The organism is Minwuia thermotolerans (assembly GCF_002924445.1).
GTDB lineage: Bacteria > Pseudomonadota > Alphaproteobacteria > Minwuiales > Minwuiaceae > Minwuia > Minwuia thermotolerans.
Genome location: NZ_PIGG01000076.1, coordinates 113,693 through 135,766, shown reverse-complemented (window position 1 = coordinate 135,766; position 22,074 = coordinate 113,693). Strand labels below are relative to the sequence as shown.

Genomic DNA, 22,074 nt, shown 5'->3' with positions numbered 1-22,074 from the left:
CAGCCCCTCGAACAGCCGCCGCTCGGCGACCGGCTGGAAGCCGAGATCCGGCCAGGGCCGGTAGTGGCCGACATCCGCCAGCGCCCGCTGCGCGCCCACGATGTCGCCGTCCCGCATCGGCGTCTTCGCCGAGACCCAGTGGGCGGGGCGGAAGGCTTCGGGCGTGCGGAAGGACCGCTTCGGCGGGGTCGGGATGGCCGGCATCTGTCATGCTCCCTGGCTGGGCATCGCACATGACAGAGGTATTTATACCGGCTCAGCCCTAAGCGTGCCGGGATTCTTCAGCAGTAGGGACCGTCCCATGGCCCCGAACGGCCGTGCGGACCGCCGGGGATGACATCGGATCGGCCGCTCAGAGCGGGATGTTGTCGTGCTTCTTCCAGGGGTTCTCGAGTTTCTTCGACTTCAGCATCCGCAGCGACTTGATGATCCGGAAGCGCGTGTTGTGGGGCATGATGACGTCGTCGATGAAGCCCCGCGCGCCGGCGATGAAGGGGTTTGCGAAAGTCTGGCGGTACTCCTCGGTACGCGCCGCGATCTTCTCGTCGTCGCCGATGTCGGCGCGGAAGATGATCTCCACCGCCCCCTTGGCGCCCATCACCGCGATCTCGGCGTTCGGCCAGGCCATGTTGACGTCGCCGCGCAGGTGCTTGGAGCTCATGACGTCATAGGCGCCGCCATAGGCCTTGCGCGTGATCACCGTGACCTTCGGCACCGTCGCCTCGGCATAGGCAAACAGCAGCTTGGCGCCGTGCTTGATGATGCCGCCGAATTCCTGGGTCGTGCCCGGCAGGAAGCCCGGCACGTCGACGAAGGTGACGATCGGGATGTTGAAGCAGTCGCAGAAGCGCACGAACCGCGCCGCCTTCTTCGCGCTGTCGATGTCCAGGCAGCCGGCGAGCACCATCGGCTGATTGGCGACGACGCCCACGGTGTGCCCCTCCATGCGGCCGAAGCCGCAGATGATGTTCCTGGCGAAACCCGGCTGGATCTCGAAGAAATCGCCCTCGTCCACGACCTTTTCGATCAGCTCCATCATGTCGTAGGGCTTGTTCGGGTTCTGCGGCACCAGGGTGTCCAGCGAATGCTCCTGGCGCTCCGGGTCGTCGAAAGTGGGCCGGTGCGGCGGCTCCTGCCGGTTGGAGGCCGGCAGGAAATCGATGAAGCGCCGGGTCTGGGCGATGGCCTGGACATCGTTGTCGAAGGCCAGGTCGGCGACCGACGACTTTGTCGTGTGGGTCACCGCGCCGCCAAGCTCCTCCGCCGTGACGGTCTCGGCCGTGACGGTCTTCACCACGTCCGGGCCGGTCACGAACATGTAGGAGGTGTCCTTGACCATGAAGATGAAGTCGGTCATCGCCGGGCTGTAGACCGCGCCGCCGGCGCAGGGGCCCATGATCATGGAGATCTGCGGCACCACGCCCGAGGCCAGGACGTTGCGCTGGAAGACGTCGGCGTAGCCGGCCAGGCTGTCGATGCCCTCCTGGATGCGGGCGCCGCCCGAATCGTTGATGCCGATGACCGGCGCGCCGACCTGCATCGCCTTGTCCATGACCTTGCAGATCTTGCGCGCGTGCATCTCCGAGAGCGCGCCGCCGAAGACCGTGAAATCCTGGCTGAAGACGAAGACCAGCCGGCCGTTGACCGTGCCGTAGCCGGTGACCACGCCGTCGCCCGGCACCTTGTTCTCGGCCATGCCGAAATCGGTGCAGCGGTGCTCGACGAACATGTCCCATTCCTCGAACGAGCCCTCGTCCAGCAGCAGTTCGATGCGCTCGCGCGCGGTCAGCTTGCCGCGGCCGTGCTGCGCCTCGATTCGCTTCTCGCCCCCGCCGAGGCGCGCCTTGGCGCGCTTCTCTTCCAGCATCCTAACGATGTCCTGCATCCGCCTCTCCCGGCGCCATTCCCCAGATAGGGCCCCTCGATAGCATCGGGCATTCGGCCCCGCCAGCCCTTTGGCGGGACGCAGCCCTGTCAGAGCGCGCCGACCAGGCGCTCCACCCGGGCAAGTTCGCCGCGGATCGCCGCGCGCCGGTGCGCGGCCTCCGCGTCCTCGCCCCACTCCTCGATCTGGAAGCTCTCGTCGAGCTGCGCCGCCTCGAAGGCGGCGGCCGCGTCCACCCGGCGCTCCACCAGGGCCAGGCCGATGACCAGCGAGCCCGCTGCGCCGGCGGCGACCGACAGGCCGGCCAGCCGGAAATCGTCATAGCTGCGGACGGCGCGCTCCAGCGCCTCCAGCGCCGCCGGACTCTGGCGCACCGGGTTCAGGCTGGAGGTTACCTGCAGCCGGGCGCCGAAACGGTCCTCCGCCCAGTCCAGCAGCGGCCGCCACTGCGCCTGCTGACGCTCGATCAGGCGCTGGGGCTGGTCCGCCCAGTAGCAGAGCATGTCGGCCTCGGCAAAGCGCGCGACTGCCCGCCGGGTGTCCTCGCGGCGGCCCGCGAAGCCGTCGACGGCCGTGCCGGCCATGCGGGTCAGCGGCATGGACTGGTGATCGATCTTTTCCCCCTGGGCCGCCCATTCGTCCGCCACCAGATCGGCCAGCGCCCGGGTCGGCAGACGGAAGGGCTGCCGCGCGGGCGTACGCATGGCGCGGCCATCCAGGCGGACCTCCCAGCCCCCCGGCGCCTCTTCCACGCCGACCTTCTCGTAGAAACGCTTCACGCCGCCCGGGCTCCCCCCAGCAGCGCGGCGACGGCGGCCGGGATCTCGTCGCCATGACCGACGATCCGCGCGGCGCCCGCGCCTTCCAGTTCCCCGGGCGGATGATAGCCCCAGGCGACGCCGATGGCGCCGCAGCCGGCGGCCCGCGCCATCTCCATGTCGTAGCTGGTATCGCCGATCACCACCGCGTCCGCCGCATCCACGCCCGCCTCGGCGCAGGCCTGCAGGCACATGTCGGGCGCGGGCTTGCCGGCCATGACGTCGTCGGCGGTCTGCAGCGTGACGAAGCGGCCCTCCAATCCCAGGCGCTCGACCACCGCGAACAGGCCGCGCCGCGACTTGCCGGTGGCGACGCCCAGCAGGTAGCCCGCCGCATCGAGCGCGCCGATGGCGTCGAGCACGCCGGGGAAATCGGGTTCGGGCAGGTCGCCGCCGGCGCGCAGTTCCCGGAACAGCGCCTTGTAGGCGCCCGCCACCTGCCAGACGTCCGAAGCGCCCAGTTCCGGCGCCAGCCGGCCCACCGCCTGGTCGAGGCTGAGCCCGACGACGCGCTTGACCGCGTCCGGGTCGGGTGCGATCAAGCCGAAGCTGAGGAACGCCTGCTGCATCGAGCGGACGATACCGTGCTGGCTGTCGACGAGCGTGCCGTCGCAGTCGAAGATGACGAGCCGAAGGGTCATCCCGCCAACCTGCCACAGGACCGGGCCATGAATGATGCGGTAAAATATCTCGGAAAGCAGAGCGCCGTACCGGAGAGCCCCGGGGAAGCGGTCCTGGACGCCGTGCCCGATCCGCATCCGGACGCCAGGTACGTGGTGCGGTTCACCGCGCCGGAGTTCACCTCGCTCTGCCCGGTCACGGGCCAGCCCGACTTCGCGCGGCTGGTCATCGACTACGTGCCGGCCGGGCGCATCGTCGAGAGCAAGAGCCTGAAACTGTTCCTGGGGTCGTTCCGCAATCACGGCGCCTTCCACGAGGACTGCACGGTGACGATCGCGAAGCGGATCGTGGCGGCGATCGGGCCGGACTGGCTCAGGATCGCCGGATACTGGTACCCGCGCGGCGGGATACCGATCGACGTCTTCTATCAGACGGGGGAGCCGCCGGCCGGAGTCTGGCTGCCCGATCCGGGCGTCGAGACCTATCGCGGGCGGTAGGGTGGCGACATGAAGGGGGACCGGCCCGGAGGCCGGCCCCGATCATGTGGGTGCTCCGCCGCCGGCCTAGCCGAACAGCGAGAGGATCGACTGCGGCGCCTGGTTGGCGATCGAAAGCGCCTGGGTGCCGAGCTGCTGCTTGATCTGCAGCGCCTGCAATCGGGCGCTTTCCTTGGCCAGGTCCGCGTCCACCAGATTGCCCACGCCGGTGTTCAGGCTGTCGATCAGCTTGTCGACGAAATTGGTGTGGATATCCAGCGTCTTGGCCCGGGTGCCGAGCACCGCGAGCTGCTGGTTGGCGGCGTCGATCGCCGCATCGATGCCGGAGCGGGCGGCCGCGGCGTTCGTCGCCGTGGACAGGCTGAGCGCGCTCAGCGTCAGTCCGGCCGTCCCCGTGGTCATGTTCTGCGCCGTCACCGTGATGGTGTCGCCGTCCGGATTGGCCAGCACCGACATGGAGCTGACGGAACCGTCCAGGGCGTTGAAGCCGTTGAACTCCGCGTTGCCGACGATGGTCGCGATCTGGTCGCGCAGCGCGGCAAAGTCATTCTGCAGCGCGTTGCGGCTGGAGGTCTCGAGCGACTGATCGAGAGCCGCGACGGCCTTCTCCTTCATCTCGATCAGCAGGTCCGAAACGGACTGGCCGGCGGCCAGACCCACATCGATGACGCTGACCGCGTTGTCGAGGGCGGTCTTCACGGCCTCGAAGCCGGCGATCTCGCCGCGCATGTTCTGCGCGATGGCGAAGACGGCGCCATCGTCCTTGGGACCGGCGATCTTCAGGCCGGTGTTGATCCGGGTCTGGACCTCGGAAAGATCCCTGTTGGTCGCATTGAGCTGCTGCAAGGCCAGCATCGCGCCCGTATTGGTGTTTACCGAAAGCATTTCTCTCTCCTGTTCAGACGGGCTGCCTTCATGAGCCCCGCGGTTCACCCACAAGCGCCGATATGGCGCAGACCCCACAACTCAACCGCCGTGCCAGTCGAGGAAATCCGGCCCAAACCGTTGTGTTGAATAAATTTTCTTGAATCATCCGGCCGCGAGCCGCCCGGGCGCCCCGGCAGGATTTGCCGCCGCAGGACGCGCTTCGTCATCGAAACAGGGTCAGAACTTGCCGGGCGCGGCCCGGCCGCGTTCAGGTTTCGCCGGAACCGCCGCCGGCCGGAACCGGGGCGATCGTGGCCCGGTCGATCGGCAGGGTCCCGCTGTTCATGACGGCCAGCACCGTGTCGGCCAGCATGTCCGGCATGACCGGATCGTCGATCAGGATCGGCCCGGGCCGGTTCAGCACCGCGTTGGAACAGGTGGAGAGAACGATCTGGAAGCCGAAGCGGAAACGGGCGCGCACCGCCTCGTTCGCTTCCTCGGGCCAGAGCCGGCCGTAGATCTCCCAGGCGCGGCTGACGGTCTTCTGTGCGAGCGGCCTCAACGGCGAGAAGGCTTCCTTCTCGCCCAGATGGCGGGCGACGACGGCGCGGACGAAGCCGGGATTGTCGCGGAAGAACTCGACAATCAGCGCGGTGACGCACCGTATCGCGTGGCGCCGGTCGCCGCCGCCCAGCGCCTCGAGCGTGATCTCCCGATCGACCCGCTCGGCCATACGCGCCAGACGCTCGCCCACCAGGGCGTCGAGCAGCCCGTCCTTGTCGCGGAAACGCTGATAGAGGGTGCCGACCGAGCTGTTCGCCTCGGCCGCGATATCCTCCATCTTCATGCGCTCGTAACCCAGTCCTTCCACAAGACGGTTCGCCGCGTCCAGGATGGCGCGCCGGCGGCGCTGACTACGCAACTGCTTGGCCGGAAGGACGCCTTCCGAATAGGGATCCCTGTCCATCGGTTCCTGTCATCGTGATCCGCGCCGTCGGACGTCTTCGTCGGCAATCGGCGCTTGACGGAGGCGGCGGCACCGCCGGAGACAAAAGTGAAGTGACTTTGCTTGACGCCGGGCGGGAGATCAAGCCCCAGCCGGGAACCCCTTTTCGGTTGACGCCACGGGAGGCCGGGCCTAGGTTTCAGCCCATGTCCGGCGCAAAGCGTCATATCCTGCCAGGCCTCGTCCTAGGCAGCCCGGCTCTCGGATAGAGTCGGGTTAAGCCTTTCGCGCGTCGGGGCCGGGCATCCGGTCGACATCATTTCTTGAAATCGCTGAACGACTGAAGGCCACGCTGCGTGCGCGGTCCGACACGGGTCTCAGACCCCGACGCCTCCAAAGCTACAAGCGTCACCGGAGACAACGACCATGCCTACCATGCCCAACCTCCACAAGTACCGGGCCTTTCCGAAGATCGACCTGCCGGACCGGACCTGGCCGACGAAGACCATCGACAAGGCGCCCATCTGGTGTTCCGTCGATCTGCGCGACGGCAACCAGGCCCTGATCGAGCCGATGAACCGCGACCGCAAGGTCCGCTTCTTCCGCCACCTGCTCGCGGTCGGCTTCAAGGAGATCGAGGTCGGCTTCCCCGCCGCTTCCGACACCGACTTCGATTTCGTCCGCCACATCATCGAGAACGACATCATTCCCGACGACGTCGCCATCCAGGTGCTGGTCCAGTCGCGCGAGGAGCTGATCCGCCGCACCTTCGAGGCGGTGAAGGGCGCGAAGAACGTCATCATACACTTCTACAACTCGACCTCGACCGTGCAGCGCCGCGTGGTCTTCGGGCTGGAACAGGACGGCATCACCCGGATCGCCGTCGACGCCGCGAAGCTGATCCGGGAACTGATCCCGACGCTCGAGGGCAGCAATGTCCGCATCGAGTACAGCCCCGAAAGCTTCACCGGCACCGAGCTGCCCTATGCCCGCGACATCTGCCACGCGGTGATGGACGTGTTCGAGCCGACGCCGGAGAACCCGATCATCATCAACCTGCCGGCGACGGTCGAGATGGCCTCGCCGAACTACTACGCCGACCAGATCGAGTGGATGCACCGCAATCTGCGGAACCGCGATTCCGTCATCCTCAGCCTGCACCCCCACAATGACCGCGGCACGGCGGTGGCGGCCACCGAGCTCGGCGTCATGGCCGGCGCGGACCGCATTGAGGGCACGCTGTTCGGCAATGGCGAGCGCACGGGCAATGTCGACCTCGTCACCCTGGCGCTGAACATGTTCACCCAGGGCGTCGATCCGGCGCTCGACTTCTCCAACATCACCGAATCGATCGCGGTCGCGGAATACTGCAACCAGTTGCCGGTGCACCAGCGCCATCCCTATGCCGGCGAGCTGGCCTATACGGCGTTCTCCGGCTCTCATCAGGACGCCATCAAGAAGGGCATGGCCGCCGTACGCCAGTCGAATGACGGCCTCTGGGAAGTGCCCTACCTGCCGATCGACCCGATGGACGTGGGCCGCGCCTATGAGGGGATCATCCGGGTCAACAGCCAGTCCGGCAAGGGCGGCACGGCCTATATCATGGAGAACGATTTCGGCGTCGAGCTGCCACGACTGCTGCAGGTGGAGTTCAGCCAGGTGGTGCAGAAGATCGCCGACACCACGGGCAAGGAGATCCTGCCCGCCATGATCTGGCAGAGCTTCGAGGACACCTATCTGGAGACCACCGAACCCTTCGAACTGGTCCGCTACAAGGTCACCCCGGGATCGGGCGACGGCATGTCGGCGGTCGAGGCCGAAGTGATCCGTGACGGCGAAACGGTGACGGTCGCCGGCGAGGAGAACGGTCCGATAAGCGCCTTCTTCCAGGGCATGAAGGACGCCTTCGGCATCCGCGCCAACCTGACCGACTACCGCGAGCACGCCATCCACGCCAGCGAGAAGGGCAGCCGCACGCGCGCGGTCTGTTTCATACGTCTGGCCAACCGCCATGGCGAGCAGCGCTTCGGCGTCGGCATCGACGAGAACACCACCACCGCCTCGCTGAAGGCCATCGTCTCGGCCCTGAACCGCCTGGCGAAGGTCTGACGGTATTCATTTGATCGAGTACCGAGGCGAAAGCCTTGGACGGCTCGATCATACATCGGAAGGATCGAGCGAGCCGCAATCAACCCCGCTCCCGACCCGCTGACTCGGGTCACCCTCCCCCTTGGTCAAGGGGGAGGGACGGGGTGGGGGATGCGCTTCGCAGGCGCGGCGGCCAGGACAACAGGTGACCTGCAGCCGGCGTCAGCCGACGCCCGGACGCGGCCAGAACGGCTGCCGCGCCCCTTCCATGCCGGAATCGCCTTTGGTTCCCGGCCTGACGTCGCGTATATCTTCGTTCCGGAAACGAGACAGGGGAGCGCGGCGTCATGCACGATCTGGTCATTCGGGGCGGCACCATCATCGACGGCACCGGCAAGGCGGCCTTCACCGGGGACGTGGCGGTCCGCGGCGGCGTGATCGTGGAGGCCGGCGGCAAGGCCGGACCGGCGCGGCGCGAGGTCGACGCCGGCGGGGCGATCGTCACGCCGGGATGGGTCGATATCCACACCCACTATGACGGCCAGGCGACCTGGGACGGCGACCTGACACCCTCGGCCTGGCATGGCGTCACGACGACCGTCTTCGGCAATTGCGGCGTCGGCTTCGCGCCGGTGAAGCCGGGCGCCGAGCCCTATCTGATCAACCTGATGGAAGGCGTCGAGGACATCCCCGAGATCGTCCTCTCGGAGGGCATCGACTTCCGCTGGGAAAGCTTCCCCGAGTTCATGGACGTGCTGGCGGAGACGCCGCGCACCATGGACATCGGCTGCCAGGTGCCGCACGCGGCGCTGCGGTTCTACTGCATGGGCGACAGGGGCGCGGACTACCAGGCCCTGCCGTCGGACGACGAGATCGCCCATATGGGCCGGCTGCTGGAGGAGGCGCTGGCCGCCGGCGCGCTGGGCTTCACCACCTCGCGGACCATCAAGCACAAGGCCGCGGACGGCCGCTTCACGCCGTCTCTCACCGCGCGCGAGGCGGAGCTGTTCGGCATGGCCGACGCCATGCGCCGCGCCGGCAAGGGCGTGCTGCAGGTCAATTCGGACTTCGAGGACGGCGACTTCGCCATCCTGCGCGCCGCCGCCGAGCGGGCCGGACGGCCGCTCTCGGTGCTGCTGATCCAGGTCGACAACGCCCCCGACCGCTGGCAGGAAACCCGCGACGGCATCCGCGCCGCCAACGCGGCCGGCATCGCCGCCAACGGCCAGGTCGGCACGCGCCCGATCGGCATCCTGATGGGGCTGGAAACCTCGGTTCACCCCTTCCTGCGCCACCGCACGTGGAAGGAACTGGAGCATCTGTCCCCGCGCGAGCGTTACCTGACGCTGAAGAACAACGCCGAGGTCCGGGAGCGGCTGCTGGCCGAGGACCGCAGCCACGGCCACGCGAAGTGGATGGATTTCGGTCTCGACAAGGCGCACCCGCTGGCCCTGCCGCTGGACTACGAGCCCGATCCGGCCAACTCGGTCGGCGCCCGCGCGAGGCGGGAAGGCCTGGACAAGTGGGAACTGGCGCTGGACCTGATGATGGCCGAAGAGGGCAAGGCGATCCTGCTCTACCCGTTCGAAAACTATTACCACGGCGACCTGGAGGTCGTGCGCGAGATGATGACCGACCCTTATACGGTCTGCGGCGTGGCCGACGGCGGCGCCCATGTCGGGCTGATCTGCGACAGCTCCGCGCCGACGACGCTGCTCACCCACTGGGGCCGGGACCGGAAGCGCGGCGAGCGCTTCGACCTGCCCTTCCTGGTGAAGAAGCAGACCCGCGACACCGCCCGCGCCTACGGGCTCACCGACCGCGGCACGATCGAGGCGGGCATGAAGGCCGACCTCAACGTCATCGACTTCGACAATCTCGCCGTGACCATGCCGGAGGTGGTCTACGACCTGCCCGCAGGCGGGCGGCGGCTGATCTAGCGCGCGAAGGGCTACCGCCACACCATCAAGGCCGGCGTCGAGACGCTGGCCGGCGGCGAGCTCACCGGGGCCCGGCCCGGCGGCCTGATCCGCGGCTGAGCCGGGCGAAGATCTTCAGAACACCAGCGTACGGCGGACATATTGCCGCCAGTCGTCCTTCGGGCTCTGGCAGATGCGGTCGCGGCCCTGGCGGGTGATCAGCGCCACGGCGCCGCGCCGCCAGAGCCGGACGAACAGCTCCGGGTCGGAGAGCGCGACCTGATGCAGCGCCGGGCCCTGCAGCGGTCGGATGTGCTTGCGCGAGAACAGCACCAGCGCCAGCAGCAGGAGCGCGAAGGTGATGAAGCCGAGCGACATCTGGGATCCGACGACGCGATAGCTGATCTCGTGCAGGCCGAGCCACTCGGCCAGCGCGAACCAGGCCACCATCAGCGCCAGAGAGACCGGCAGGAACCAGTCGCGGATCAGCACCGCGCGCCGGCCCACCTGGGCGGCCAGTACGTCGCGGAACCCCTCGACGCGGCGCGCCTTGCGGTAGCTAATGTGCATGGAAAGCTGCCCCTGCTCCATGCCGAGCTGCATGGCTTCCAGCAACTGCGCATCGCCTTCACGCGCCATGGTGCGTTCCGATCCGGTCTTCGAACCCCCTAGCCACGCTCGCCGGCCTTCCAGCGGTCGATGAAGGTGCGGCCCTCGGGCGCGGGCATGTCGCGGCTCTTCGTCCAGGCGCGCGCCAGCGGCAGGTCGCGGAACCGCCCGCCGCGGCGGCGGCCCAGCCGTCCCATGACGCCGATACCGATCCGCGCCGCCAGCCGATAGGCCCAGGGGTGCCTGGCCATCCAGGCCCAGCCCTTCAGCGCCAGCCGCTCCCGGGCCGGCGGCAGGCCGCGCTCGAAGGCTTCCTCGCGCCAGTGGCGCATGATCTTCGGCAGTGGGATGCGCATGGGACAGACCTGCTCGCAGCGGCCGCAGAAGGTCGACGCGTTGGGCAGATGCCGGGCCTCCTCCAGCCCGACGATATGCGGGTCCAGCGCCGCGCCGATGGGACCGGGATAGACCCAGCCATAGGCGTGGCCGCCGACGGCGGTGTAGACGGGGCAATGGTTCATGCAGGCGCCGCAGCGGATGCAGCGGAGCAGGTCCTGCTTGTCGGTGCCCAGCAGGTCGGAACGGCCATTGTCCAGCAGCACCACGTGGAAGCCCTCAGGCCCGTCCAGGTCGCCCTCCCGCTTCGGCCCGGTGGAGAGCGTGGTGTAGGCCGACATCTCCTGCCCCGTCGCCGAACGCGCCAGCACGCGCAGGATCGTCGAGACGTCCTCCAGCGTCGGCACCACCTTGTCGATGGCGGAGATGACCACATGCGCCTTCGGCAGCATCTGGGTCAGATCGCCATTGCCCTCGTTGGTGACGATGATGGTGGAGCCGGTCTCCGCGATCAGGAAGTTGGCTCCCGTGATGCCCACATCGGCGTCGAAGTATTTCTGGCGCAGCACCTCGCGCGCTTCGGTAACCAGATCCTCGGCCTCGGTCAGTCGCTCGGTCCGGCCGTATTTCGCGTGATGTTCGTGGAACAGGTCGGAGACCTGCTCCTTGGTCTTGTGCACCGCCGGGCCGATGATGTGGCTGGGCGCTTCCTTGGCGAGCTGGATGATGTACTCGCCGAGGTCGGTCTCCACCGGTTCGATGCCGTTGGCCTCGAGGAACGGGTTCAGCGCCACCTCCTCGGCGACCATGGACTTGCCCTTGGTCACCGACTTCGCGCCATAGCGGCGGCAGAGTTCGAGGATCGTCTGGCGCGCCTCCTCGGCGGTGGCGCAGAAATGCACCGTGCCGCCGGCCTCGGTCACCTTCTCCTCGAAGCGTTCCAGATAGAAGTCGAGATTGGCGAGGATGTGGTCCTTGAGCGTCACCGCCTCGTCGCGGAGCGCCTCGAACTCGTCCAGACCGTCGGCGGCGCGGGCGCGCGCGGCGACGAAGCCGGTCTGGAGGTTCTTCAGGGCGGACTGAAGATTCGCGTCCCCGATGGCCTTCGTCGACTCTTCCTTGAACAGATGCGACTTCGGCTGCATGGCTCAGTTTCCCGTCATGAAGCCGGCGCCCTTGGACTTGATCCAAGGGCCCAGCAAAAAGAATGACTGGGTCCTGGGGTCAAGCCCCAGGACGCCGCATGGAGAATCGACCACGCAGCACATCATCCCTCCTCACCGATGGCCGGCCCGTCGGTCATGCCGGCCAGCACCTCGGCGACGTGGCGGACCTGGATGTCCGCACCCTCGCGCTTCAGCTTGCCGGCCATGTTCAGCAGGCAGCCCATGTCGCCGGCCAGCAGCAGGTCCGCCCCGGTGGCCTGGATGTCGTCGGACTTGCGCCGCACCATCTCGGCGGAGACGTCGGAATACTTGATGCAGAACGTGCCACCGAAGCCGCAGCAGGTCTCGGCGGTCGGCAGTTCGACCAGTTCCAGTTCGTCCACGGTCGCCAGCAGGCGCCGCGGCTGTTCCTTGATCTTCAGTTCGCGCAGCCCCGAGCAGCTGTCGTGATAGGTCACGGTCCGGTCCAGCTTCGCCTCGACCTCGGTCATGCCGCAGACGCCGGTGAGGAAGGAGACGAGCTCGAAGGTCTTCGCGCCCAGATCCGCCGCGCGCCGCGCCCAGTCGCCGTCGTCGGCGAACAGCGTCGGATAGTGATGGCGGATCATGCCGGCGCAGGAACCCGAGGGCGCCACGACATAGTCGAAGCCCTCGAAGGCCTCTATCACCTGCTTCGCGATGGCGGCGGTGTCCGCCCGGTCGCCGGAATTGTAGGCGGGCTGGCCGCAGCAGGTCTGGGCCAGCGGCGCGTCGACCGCGCAGCCGCCGCGCTCCAGCAGCTTCACCGCGGCGAAGCCGACGCTGGGCCGGTAGAGGTCGACCAGGCAGGTCACGAACAGCCCCACGCGGGGCCGGGCATTGGCATTGGCGCTCATGGCGACGGTTATAGAGGAAGTGGCTGGCGCTGCTAAGCGTCTATGCGCCTTCGCGCGCCGCCCGGCGGGTCAGGCGACCGGCAATGGCGGCTTCCGGGCCGGCCAGAGCGCCAGGGCAAGGCCGGCGAAGACCAGCAGGCCGCCGGAGATCTGCAGCGCCGACAGGGTCTCCCCCAGAACGAGGGCCGACAGCGCGACGCCGAATACCGGCACCAGCAGGAAGAAGGGTGCGACGGCGGCCGACGAGTAGGCGACCAGCAGCCGCCCCCAGATGGCGAAGACGAGAACCGTGGCCAGGACGCTGGACCAGAGAAGGGCGATCGCTGTCGGCCATGTGACGGTGGAAATCAGGTCCGCGGCCGAACCGTCCGCTTCGAGAACCAGCGACAGGCCCAGCAGAGGCAGCGGCGGCACCAGGCTCATCCAGACCGAGACGCGGAGCATGTCGGTCTGACCCAGCGACTTCATGATGTTGTTGCCGATGCCGCCGGAGAGCGCAGCCAGCAGGATGAGCAGCAGGGCGACGGCCGAGCCGGCGCGGCCGCGGTCGATGGCCAGGACCGCGATTCCTGCGGCCGCGATCAGCAGCGCCAGCAATTGCCGGCGCCTCATCCGCTCGCCGAACACGGCCATCGAGATGAGGATGGTGAAGAAGGCCTGGGTGTGCACCAGCACCGACGCCAGCGACGCGCTCAGTCCCTGCGTCATGGCGATGAAGGTCAGCGCGAACAGCACCGCGCCGAGGAACAGACCCAGAAGGATCAGCTTCCCGGCCGGGATCCGCGGCCTTGGCACCACCACGACGAAGCAGGCGGCGCAGGCGAAGCGCAGCGCCGTGAAGAAGATCGGCGGCGTATCCTGCAACGCGATCGCCGAGAACGGATAGGTCGCCCCCCAGATGAAGGCGGCCATGACGGCCAGCAGGGCGTCGCGTCGGGTCATCGACACCTTCAGAACACGCCGCCTTCCTTCATTGCAGCGATCTGCTCGTCGCTGTAGCCCAGTTCCTTCAGCGTCCCGGCTGTGTGCTCGCCGACCTCGGCGAAGGCGAGGCGCGGCCTGCCGGGCTCGGCGGCGAACTTGATCGGCACGCCGATATGCTCCCAGCCGCGCTCGTCCTCGAAGATCATCTCCCGGTGGCGCACCTGCGGGTCGTCGCAGGCCTCGCGCAGGTTCTTCACCGGCGCGAAGGCGGCGTCGACGCCCTCGAACCACTCCACCCACTCGGCCTGGGTCTTCGTGCGGAAGGTCTCGCGCAGGAACTGCCGCGCCGGCTCCTGCGTCGGTCCCGGCGGCGGCTTGCAGGCCTCGATCAGGTCCTCGCGGCCGAACTTCCGCATCACGGTCTCGGCGAAGTGCATCTCCGAGGCGCCGAGCACGACGTGCCGGCCGTCCTTCGTCTCGTAGATCTGGTAGAAGGCGTAGCCGCCGCCCGTCCGCTCCTCCTTCCAGACCGGCGGCGTCTTGTCGGCGAAGGTGGAGCCCATCAGGTTAGGCATGGCCGCGAAGAGCGAGTCCATCATGGCGAGATCGATATAGTCGCCCCTGCCCGTCTTCTCCCGCCGCAGCAGCGCCATCAGCACGCCCGACAGCCCCATCATCGACGACAGCATGTCGGCATTGGCGATGCCGGGGATGGCCGGCTTGCCGTCCTGCCCCTGGTTGAGCGAGAGGACGCCCGCCAGCGCCTCGGTCGCCAGGTCGTGCGCCGGCTTCTTCACATAGGGGCCGCTCTGCCCGAAGGCGGAGATCGAGAGATAGACGAGGCGCGGATTGCGCGCGCTCACCGTTTCGTAGTCGCAGCCGAGGCGCTTGACCACGCCGGGGCGGAAGGCCTCCACCATGACGTCGCAGCTCTCGACAAGCTTCAGCAGCGCCTCGCGCCCCTCGTCGGTCTTGAGATTGAGCTGGATCGACTTCTTGCCGCGATGAGTGTTGGCGAAATAGACGGTGACCCCGTCGCGCACCTGGCCGATCTCCCGGTTCGGTTCGCCCGACAGCGGCTCCAGCTTGATCACCTCGGCGCCGTGGTCGGCCATCATCTGGGTCAGCAGCGGCCCGGGCAGGAACAGCGACATGTCCAGGACGCGGATGCCTTCGAGTTTCATGTGGATCTCCGGATTATCTCGATCGGCGTCCTCGGGCTTGATCCGAGGACCCAGTCATTCGTTTCGCCGGGCCCTCGGATCAGGTCCGAGGGCGGCATGAAGGGGCGCGTTGCCGGGCCCCTTCATGCCGGATTCCGCGCCAGCATCTGCCGCGCGATGATGATGCGCTGCATCTCGTTGGTGCCCTCGCCGATGCACATCAGCGGCGCGTCGCGGAAATAGCGCTCGACCGGGAACTCCGCCGAATAGCCATAGGCGCCGTGGATGCGCATGCATTCGGTGGCGTTCTCCAGCGCGGTCTCGGAGGCGAAGAGCTTGGCCATTCCGGCCTCCATGTCGCAGCGTTCGCCACGGTCATAGGCCATGGCCGCGTCCAGCATCAGCAGTTCCGCCGCGCGCCGCTTCGTCGCCATGTCGCCGATCTTCAGCTGGATCGCCTGGTGCTCGCCGATGGGTTTGCCCATGGTCTCGCGGATCTGGGCGTATTCGACCGCGCGGTTGAGCGCCGCCGTCGCCACGCCGACGCCGCGGGCGGCGATGTTGATGCGGCCCAGTTCCAGCCCGCCGACGGTCTGGTGGAAGCCCCTGCCCTCCACGCCGCCGATCAGGTTTGCCGCCGGCAGGCGGTAGTCCTCGAAGATCAGCTCCGCCGAATCGATGCCCTTGTAACCGAGCTTCTTCAGCTTGCGGCCAGTGGTGAAGCCCGGCCCCTTCTCGGCGATGAACAGGCTCATGCCCTTGTGGCGCGGTTCGATGTCCGTGTCCGTCTTCACCAGCAGGGCGACGGCCCCGCCCTCGATGCCGTTGGAGATCCAGGTCTTGCCGCCATTGACGACATAGTCGTCGCCGTCGCGCACCGCCTTCGTGCGGATCGCCTGCAGGTCGGTGCCGCAATGCGGTTCGGTCAGCGCCAGCCCGCCGCGCAGTTCGCCCGAAGCGAAACGTGGCAGGAAGCGGTTCTTCTGCTCCTCCGTGCCGAAGCGCTCGACCGCCGCCGCCATCATCAGGTGCGAGTTGAAGATGCCGGTCAGCGACATCCAGGTCTCGGAGATCGTGGCGACGATCTTCGCATAGGTCTGGGCCGGCAGGCCGAGGCCGCCATATTCGGCCGGGATGGTGGCGCCGAACAGGCCGAGTTCCTTCATCTGCGCGACCATTTCGTGCGGATATTCGTCGGCGTGCTCCAGATCGAGCACCTTGTCCTCGACATCGCGCCTCAGCCAGACGCGGATCGTGTCGAGCAGCTGGCGTTCGTCCGCCTCGCTGATCTCCGCGCCGGTACGGCTGCGTATGATCTTTTCCATGTCTGCGACCCTCCCCGTCGTTTCATGGATAGTTGACCCCCGCCGGCCATGCTAGGCGAGAATCCGGATATCCATGAGAACATAGCCATGCTGCTGTCGGAACTGCTGGAAAAACGCGATTGCCTGCTGGCCGACGGCGCGACCGGCACCAACCTGTTCGCGATGGGGCTGCCGCCGGGCCATGCGCCCGAAGCCTGGAACGCCGACGAACCGGACAAGATCCGCGCGAACTACCAGAGCTTCGTCGACGCCGGCTCCGACATCATTCTCACCAACACCTTCGGCGGCACCCGCTATCGCCTGATGCTGCATGGGCTGGAGGACCGGGCGGAGGAACTCAACCGCCTCGGCGCGGCGCTGGCCCGCCAGGTCGCCGACGCCGCCAACCGGCCGATCGTCGTGGCCGGCTCCATGGGGCCGACGGGCGAACTGATGGCGCCGCTGGGCCGGATGACCCACACGGATGCGGCCGCGGCCTTCGCCGAACAGGCGCGCGGCCTCAAGGCCGGCGGCGCCGACGTCGCCTGGATCGAGACCATGTCGGCGCCCGAGGAAATGCGCGCCGCCGCCGAGGCCGCCATCGCCGAGGGGCTGCCCTATGTCTACACCGCCAGTTTCGACACCGCCGGCCGGACGATGATGGGCCTGCCGCCGGAGCTGCTGGCCGGCGTGGCGGCCACCTTGCCCGTCCCGCCGGTCGCCTTCGGCGCGAATTGCGGCGTGGGCGCCTCCGATCTGCTGCTGGCGGTGCTGGGCATGGCCACCGAGACCGGCGTCGTCATCGCCAAGGCGAACTGCGGCATCCCGCAGATCCGCGGCGACAAGGTGGTCTACACCGGCACGCCCGAGCTGATGGCCGCCTATGCCCGCTTCGCGCGGGACGCCGGCGCGCGCATCATCGGCGGCTGCTGCGGCACCACGCCCGAGCACATCCGGGCGATGCGGCTCGCCCTGGACACCAGCGAGCGCGGCCCGCGTCCGGACCTCGCGGAAATCACCGCGGCCCTGGGCCCCCTGATCGCGCCGCCTGCCGCCAACACCGAGAGCATCCGCCACGTTCGCCGGCGCCGCCGCGCCTGAGACCAATCCCTGACGCGCGGCATCTTGTTCAGGTCACGCGATGATAGCGGGCGGTGAGTCCGAAGCCGGACCATTCGAGCCTGAGCCATGCGCCATCGGAGCCGTACCAGACATCGAAGGCGCGGCTGGTGTCGACGAAATAGCGCCTGGCCGGACGCTCCTGTCCCAGCGCCTCGATGATCTCCAGGCCTCGATAGGCAATGTCGACGGGGCGGATGACGCCGGTCGCGACGTCGAGGAAACGCGCCCGCTCCACCGCCGCCGGCCGCCAGAAGGCCGAGGTCGGCCACATGTCGCCGTCCACCACCCGGTCGCCGGCGCGGCGGCTCTGCACCGCGATCCGCCCCTCCGAGTTCCGCTCGGCGACCACGTGGTCGCGGTTGTCGCCGTCGACGGTGCGGGATTCGAGACGCAGCAGCCGGTCGCCGCGCCAGGTCTCCTCGGCCTGCTGGCGATAGTCGAACACGGTCACGAACATCAGCCGCACGCGCATGGCCACGTCCACCGTCACCCGAAGGTCGCCCGCGGCGTCGCGGCGGAAAGCAAGCCGGTGGTGACCGACCGACTGCCCGGCGATCCGCACATCGAAGTCGATGTCCCAGGCCGCCGGCGCGGCGGCGAAGGCCGGCGCCGCGAGGCTCGCGGCCGCGCCGACCAGGAATGCGCGTCGGTCGATCATGGTCATAATCTGGTAAGCCGCTTTGGATTTCCGAGTGCACGCCCAACATGAGGAAGGGAATGAACGGAGCCTGACCGAATGATTCCGCTGCATGACGACGCGCCGGCACACCGCACGCCCTGGGTCGTACGCTCGGTGGTCGGCCTGTGCGTCCTCGTCTTCCTCTATCAGCTGGTTCTCGACGAGCGCGCGGAAGTCGCGCTGATCTACCAGTTCGGCATGATCCCGGCCGCCCTGTTCGGCCACGGCGCCCTGCCCGCGGATCTGGCCGTGGTTCCGCCGGCGCTGACCCTGGTCACCACAATCTTCCTGCATGGCGGCTTCATGCACCTGATCGGCAACATGCTGTTTCTCTGGGTCTTCGGCGACAATGTCGAGAGCGCCATGGGTCACTGGCGGTTTCTCGCCTTCCTGCTGCTGACCGGCGCCATCGCCGCGCTGTGCCATGGCCTGTGGGACACGACCTCGGAAGCGCCGCTGATCGGCGCCTCGGGCGCGGTCTCCGGCGTGCTGGGCGGCTACATCATCCTCTATCCCAGGGCCCGGATCCTGGTCGGCATCCCCATCGGCTTCCTGTTCATCCCGCTGCGCCTGCCGGCGCTGGTGCTGCTGGGCCTCTGGTTCGGGCTGCAGGTCCTCAACGTGCTGCGCGTCGGCAGCGAGAGCGACCCCATCGCCTGGTTCGCCCATGTCGGCGGCTTTCTGGCGGGCGCGGTGCTGGTGCTGCTGTTCCGCGACCGCGATCACCCGATCCTGTCGAAGGAGAAGGAGATGGCCCTCGCCCCCTTCGGCAAGGACGCTGCGATCCGCATCCTGCGGCCCGAGCCGCATCCGGACTCGCCCTACAAGCGCGGTCCCTGGGGCTGAGATGCTGCAAGCGGCGCCGCCAACGCCTCAGACCAGTATGGTCTCGGCCTCCGCCGGGGCATAGCAGGCAACCGGCGAGCCGCGTTCGGACAGCATGCGCTGCGCCGCCTCCAGCTTCGCATCGATGGCGGCGTCGTTCTGGTCCGGGTCGTGGTGGAACAGGTAGAGCCCCTTCACGTCGGCCTGGCAGGCCAGTTCCACCACCTGGCTGAGACAGGAATGGCCCCAGCCGATCTTGGAGCGGTATTCGTCGTCGGTGTAGGTCGTGTCGGTGACCAGCATGTCCGTGCCGCGCACGAAATCGGCCAGGTTCTGCATGTAATCGGGCGCGTGATAGTCCGACTCCGGCAGGAACATCTCGTTGTCGGTGATGTAGCAGAACGACCGTCCCGCATAGTCGACCCGGTAGCCCAGGCAGTATCCCGGATGGGACAGCAGCATGGTCTTCACCGGAATGCCGGAGACGTCGTACTCGCCCTCGCGCAGATCGCGGTAGGTCACACGGGCGCCGAACTCGCGCACGGTGATCGGGAAGTAAGCGCCGCTCATCTGTTCCGAGACCAGCTTCTCGATGCCCATGGAGCCGTGCATCGGTCCCAGCACCTCGTAATCGTTGCCGGGAATGAACAGCGGCGCGAAAAACGGCAGGGCGTTGATGTGGTCCCAGTGCGGATGGGAGATGAAGATCTTCCCCTCCGAGCGGGTCTTGCCTTCGGCCATCAGGCTGGAGCCGACCTCGCGGATGCCGCTGCCGGCGTCGAAGATGAAGAACTGCCCGCGCGGGAAGGAGAGCGTCACGCACGAGGTGTTACCGCCATATTTGAGGCTGTCCGGCCCGGGCTTGGGCAGGGTTCCCCGCACGCCCCAGAACTTCACCGCGATCCTGTCGGAAAGCACACGCTCGACCGTCTTCAGGAAGCTGTCGGCCTTGATCGGCTTCAGGATGTAGGCGTCGGCGCCCAGCTCCATCGCGCGGGCGCGGTCGTACTCGAAGGCCTTGCCGGAAAAGACGAAGATGCGCATCTCGTCGAAGGACGAATCCTCGCGCAGCTTCTGCGTCAGCTCCATGCCGTCCATCTCCGGCATCATGACGTCGGTCAGCACCGCGTCCGGCCGGTCGCGGCGCACCGCTTCCAGCCCCTCGATGCTGGAGGCGAAGACGCTGACCTCGTAGCCGGCGCGCTCGAGCACTGCGCGCGCGTGTCCGGCGGTCAGGCGATCGTCGTCGATGATAACGAAGCGTCCGCTGGCCAATAAACTGTTCCCCTCATGCGCGGCCGCGAGGCCGCCGTTCCCCTCGGGCGAAAATGAACGATCTTGGGAACATATGCAATTTCAGGTCCGCGGCGGTCAGCCGCCGAAGACCCGCTGCAACAGCGCCGTGGTGCGTTCCGCCGGATTGTTGCGGATCGCCGCCTCCTCGCGCGCCAGGTAGTGGAAGATGCCGTCCAGCCCCAGGGTGAGCACGTGATCGGTAAGGTCGGCCCGCAGATCCGGCACCATCGGCATGCTGCGGAACTCGCCGACAGTCTGTTCGTAGGTCTCTATCGCGCCGACCTCGGCCAAGCTTTCGTCTACCACCGGCTTCATCTCGGCGCGCAGACCGGGCGTCATCTGACGGCGGAAATACTGCGTCGCCGCGTCGTCGGGACCGTTGAATATTTCCATGACGTCCTGGATCGTCATCGCCTCGACGGCGTCGACGAACAGCGGCTTCGCCCTGGCCGCCGCGGTCTCCGCCGCGCGGTTGAGCCGGTCCTCCAGCGCATCCAGCTGGTTCGACATGCCCAACCGGCCGAGGATCGACTGGGCCCTGGCGAGGTTCTCCGGCAGCGGGATGTGGATCGCCGGATCCGCGTCGAAACCGCCGATGGCGCTGACCTGATCGACCACCCGGCCCGAGCCGACGCGCAGCGCTTCCTTCAGGCCGGCGCCGATCTCCGAGCGGCTGAGGCCGCCCTGCCGCTCGCCGCCCGCGGCGGGCGCTTGCTTCACGGCGCCGCCCAGCAGGTCCTTCGCCTTGCCGAACAGGCCGTCGGCCTGCACCGGACCCGCGATGGCGCAGAGCAGCACTGGCAGTATGAACATGCGGCGCATGGCCGAACCTCTTGATCGATGGGACCGGAAGCCATGGTCGCAGACAGGGATGCGCGGGGAAAGCCGAAGACCACGGCGGCCGACACGGCATGGATTGGGGGGTCGGGGATCCTGATTACCGCATCAGCCGCCGGGAGCCTTCCGGCTGACCGACAGTCAGCAAGTAGCAGGCCATGCGACCGCCCCCGGCGCCGCCGTGCGGCAGACTGTGAGCGAAGATTCATCTAACCGATTGCGGCGCCGGGATTCTTTTTTTCCGAGCAATCCGGGCGTGGAGGCCCGCGGCGGCGTCCGGCTGGCGGCCCGCCCGTAATCCGGGTTCCCCCGCCCGACGCGGATCGCAAACTGACAGCCATTTGGTTCGGGCCGACGCGGGGCGCAGGTGCAAATTGCGATTCGCCTGTCGCGGGTGCGCCGGCCGGCCGGTTCAGCTCTTCTTGCGGAACGCGTCCAGGGAGACGACCTCGCCCTGCTTCTCCTCCTCGGCCGGCGCCTCGTCGGAGATCTCGTCGGCCTCGTCGCTGTCGCCGCCGACGGGCAGGTTCCGGGCCGGATCCACCGGACCTTCGGCGGGCGCCCATTCGCCCTGGGGCTGGAACTGCAGCCCGAACTGGACGCTGGGGTCGGCGAAGGAGGTGATGGCCACGTATGGCACCCGGATGCGCGTCGGCAGCTTGTTGAAGCTGAGCGAAACCTCGAAGGCCTCGTCGCCGATCTCCAGATCCCAGTACTGGTGCTGCAGGACGATGGTGATATCGCTGGGATAACGCTCCAGCAGATGATCGGGCAGTTCCACGCCGGGGAACCGCGTCAGGAACGTGACATAGAAATGATGGTTGCCGTGCAGCCCGTCCGTCGCGGCCTTCTGCAGCGCTGCGCGGACCACGCCGCGCAATGCGTCTTCGACCATTTCGGAATAATTCATCCGAGCCTCCCGGACCTTTCGGCCCACGCCCCCTTCTGGCCGCCCCCACGGCGGCGCGAATTCAGTGGGGGACTTCTGTTGCCCGGCGTCCCCCGTGCCGCGCTTACCTGGCAATATTAGGCAGCGAGCGCCATTTCGTTGTCATTGGCACTTGTGAAAACGGCCCGATAACGGCGGAGCCATTCCGGGCGAAAACCACGTCTTTACCACGCACGTCGATCCTGTTTCGCCCCCATGAAGCCCCCGCGAGGCGGGAAATTGGTGGAGGCGCCGGGTACTGCCCCCGGGTCCGTTACGCTTATTCCACGTAGCGTTTATCGCCATAGTCGGTCACCCGACGCCTGCAATATAAGCACTTGGCAGGAATTTTCCAGCGCGCCGAAGAGC

The 22,074-nt window shown here is 67.7% G+C and carries 21 protein-coding genes and 1 other RNA gene; 5 read left to right on the top strand and 17 right to left on the bottom strand.

The genetic code is table 11. The annotated features are described in order from the left end of the window. From CWC60_RS22140 to CWC60_RS22125, 4 genes are all read right to left on the bottom strand, one after another. Window positions 1-204, bottom strand: a 204-nt coding sequence (locus CWC60_RS22140) for a hypothetical protein (protein WP_164516693.1), incomplete at its 3' end; no start/stop codon positions are given. A gap of 148 nt (window positions 205-352) precedes the next feature. Continuing rightward, window positions 353-1,885 (bottom strand): acyl-CoA carboxylase subunit beta, encoded by a 1,533-nt coding sequence (locus CWC60_RS22135; protein ID WP_109796092.1) that lies wholly within the window; start codon window positions 1,883-1,885, stop codon window positions 353-355. An 89-nt stretch (window positions 1,886-1,974) separates the two neighbouring features. Continuing rightward, window positions 1,975-2,664, bottom strand: a complete 690-nt coding sequence (locus CWC60_RS22130; RefSeq protein WP_109796091.1) for an ATP12 family chaperone protein — start codon at window positions 2,662-2,664, stop codon at window positions 1,975-1,977. Further along, the gene (locus tag CWC60_RS22125) at window positions 2,661-3,344 is read right to left on the bottom strand and encodes an HAD-IA family hydrolase (RefSeq protein WP_109796090.1); all 684 of its coding nucleotides are present in this window, start codon (window positions 3,342-3,344) and stop codon (window positions 2,661-2,663) included. The genes CWC60_RS22130 and CWC60_RS22125 overlap by 4 nt, the downstream gene beginning before the upstream one ends. A gap of 27 nt (window positions 3,345-3,371) precedes the next feature. Between CWC60_RS22125 and queF the strand changes: the two genes are divergently transcribed. Further along, complete coding sequence (gene queF, locus CWC60_RS22120; RefSeq protein WP_109796089.1) at window positions 3,372-3,821, top strand: preQ(1) synthase; 450 nt, start codon at window positions 3,372-3,374, stop codon at window positions 3,819-3,821. A 66-nt stretch (window positions 3,822-3,887) separates the two neighbouring features. Here queF and CWC60_RS22115 read toward each other — a convergent pair whose 3' ends face one another. Together CWC60_RS22115 and CWC60_RS22110 are read right to left on the bottom strand one after the other, a co-directional pair. Next, complete coding sequence (locus tag CWC60_RS22115; protein WP_109796088.1) at window positions 3,888-4,706, bottom strand: flagellin; 819 nt, start codon at window positions 4,704-4,706, stop codon at window positions 3,888-3,890. A 250-nt stretch (window positions 4,707-4,956) separates the two neighbouring features. After that, window positions 4,957-5,655 carry a TetR/AcrR family transcriptional regulator gene (locus tag CWC60_RS22110; RefSeq protein WP_109796087.1) on the bottom strand — a complete coding sequence of 233 codons (699 nt, stop codon included), beginning with the start codon at window positions 5,653-5,655 and terminating at the stop codon, window positions 4,957-4,959. A 414-nt stretch (window positions 5,656-6,069) separates the two neighbouring features. Between CWC60_RS22110 and leuA the strand changes: the two genes are divergently transcribed. Then, on the top strand, window positions 6,070-7,743 hold the full coding sequence (gene leuA / locus CWC60_RS22105; protein ID WP_420891180.1) for a 2-isopropylmalate synthase: 1,674 nt from the start codon (window positions 6,070-6,072) through the stop codon (window positions 7,741-7,743). Window positions 7,744-8,069: 326 nt separating this feature from the next. Further along, entirely contained in the window at window positions 8,070-9,662 is a 1,593-nt protein-coding gene (locus CWC60_RS22100; RefSeq protein ID WP_206420091.1) for an N-acyl-D-amino-acid deacylase family protein, read from the top strand. Window positions 9,663-9,776: 114 nt separating this feature from the next. Here the strand turns inward: CWC60_RS22100 and CWC60_RS22095 are convergent, their stop codons facing one another. From CWC60_RS22095 to CWC60_RS22070, 6 genes are all read right to left on the bottom strand, one after another. Continuing rightward, on the bottom strand, window positions 9,777-10,280 hold the full coding sequence (locus CWC60_RS22095) for a hypothetical protein (protein ID WP_109796085.1): 504 nt from the start codon (window positions 10,278-10,280) through the stop codon (window positions 9,777-9,779). A gap of 29 nt (window positions 10,281-10,309) precedes the next feature. Beyond that, window positions 10,310-11,731, bottom strand: a complete 1,422-nt coding sequence (locus CWC60_RS22090; protein ID WP_109796084.1) for a LutB/LldF family L-lactate oxidation iron-sulfur protein — start codon at window positions 11,729-11,731, stop codon at window positions 10,310-10,312. 122 nt (window positions 11,732-11,853) lie between these two features. Continuing rightward, on the bottom strand, window positions 11,854-12,627 hold the full coding sequence (locus CWC60_RS22085) for a (Fe-S)-binding protein (RefSeq protein ID WP_109796083.1): 774 nt from the start codon (window positions 12,625-12,627) through the stop codon (window positions 11,854-11,856). 69 nt (window positions 12,628-12,696) lie between these two features. Further along, a complete protein-coding gene (locus tag CWC60_RS22080; RefSeq protein ID WP_125182853.1) occupies window positions 12,697-13,569 on the bottom strand; it encodes an EamA family transporter in 873 nt (290 codons plus the stop codon). An 8-nt stretch (window positions 13,570-13,577) separates the two neighbouring features. After that, window positions 13,578-14,735 carry a CaiB/BaiF CoA transferase family protein gene (locus tag CWC60_RS22075; RefSeq protein WP_109796081.1) on the bottom strand — a complete coding sequence of 386 codons (1,158 nt, stop codon included), beginning with the start codon at window positions 14,733-14,735 and terminating at the stop codon, window positions 13,578-13,580. A 122-nt stretch (window positions 14,736-14,857) separates the two neighbouring features. Next, complete coding sequence (locus CWC60_RS22070; protein ID WP_109796080.1) at window positions 14,858-16,039, bottom strand: acyl-CoA dehydrogenase family protein; 1,182 nt, start codon at window positions 16,037-16,039, stop codon at window positions 14,858-14,860. Between the two features lie 87 nt (window positions 16,040-16,126). On the opposite strand from CWC60_RS22070, the gene bmt reads away from it, so the two are divergent. Further along, on the top strand, window positions 16,127-17,119 hold the full coding sequence (gene bmt / locus CWC60_RS22065; RefSeq protein WP_109796100.1) for a betaine--homocysteine S-methyltransferase: 993 nt from the start codon (window positions 16,127-16,129) through the stop codon (window positions 17,117-17,119). A 28-nt stretch (window positions 17,120-17,147) separates the two neighbouring features. On the opposite strand, the gene CWC60_RS22060 is transcribed toward bmt, so the two are convergent. Then, a complete protein-coding gene (locus CWC60_RS22060; protein WP_125182852.1) occupies window positions 17,148-17,798 on the bottom strand; it encodes a DUF6134 family protein in 651 nt (216 codons plus the stop codon). A gap of 78 nt (window positions 17,799-17,876) precedes the next feature. Here CWC60_RS22060 and CWC60_RS22055 point away from each other — a divergent pair, with 78 nt between their 5' ends. Next, on the top strand, window positions 17,877-18,665 hold the full coding sequence (locus CWC60_RS22055) for a rhomboid family intramembrane serine protease (RefSeq protein WP_109796078.1): 789 nt from the start codon (window positions 17,877-17,879) through the stop codon (window positions 18,663-18,665). Between the two features lie 27 nt (window positions 18,666-18,692). On the opposite strand, the gene CWC60_RS22050 is transcribed toward CWC60_RS22055, so the two are convergent. From CWC60_RS22050 to ssrA, 4 genes are all read right to left on the bottom strand, one after another. Next, on the bottom strand, window positions 18,693-19,919 hold the full coding sequence (locus CWC60_RS22050; RefSeq protein WP_109796077.1) for a response regulator: 1,227 nt from the start codon (window positions 19,917-19,919) through the stop codon (window positions 18,693-18,695). A 96-nt stretch (window positions 19,920-20,015) separates the two neighbouring features. Beyond that, window positions 20,016-20,762 carry a DUF4197 domain-containing protein gene (locus tag CWC60_RS22045; protein ID WP_206420090.1) on the bottom strand — a complete coding sequence of 249 codons (747 nt, stop codon included), beginning with the start codon at window positions 20,760-20,762 and terminating at the stop codon, window positions 20,016-20,018. 427 nt (window positions 20,763-21,189) lie between these two features. Continuing rightward, the gene (locus tag CWC60_RS22040; RefSeq protein WP_109796076.1) at window positions 21,190-21,687 is read right to left on the bottom strand and encodes an SspB family protein; all 498 of its coding nucleotides are present in this window, start codon (window positions 21,685-21,687) and stop codon (window positions 21,190-21,192) included. 63 nt (window positions 21,688-21,750) lie between these two features. Then, window positions 21,751-22,064, bottom strand: a transfer-messenger RNA (tmRNA) gene (gene ssrA, locus CWC60_RS22035). Window positions 22,065-22,074: the final 10 nt, after the last annotated feature.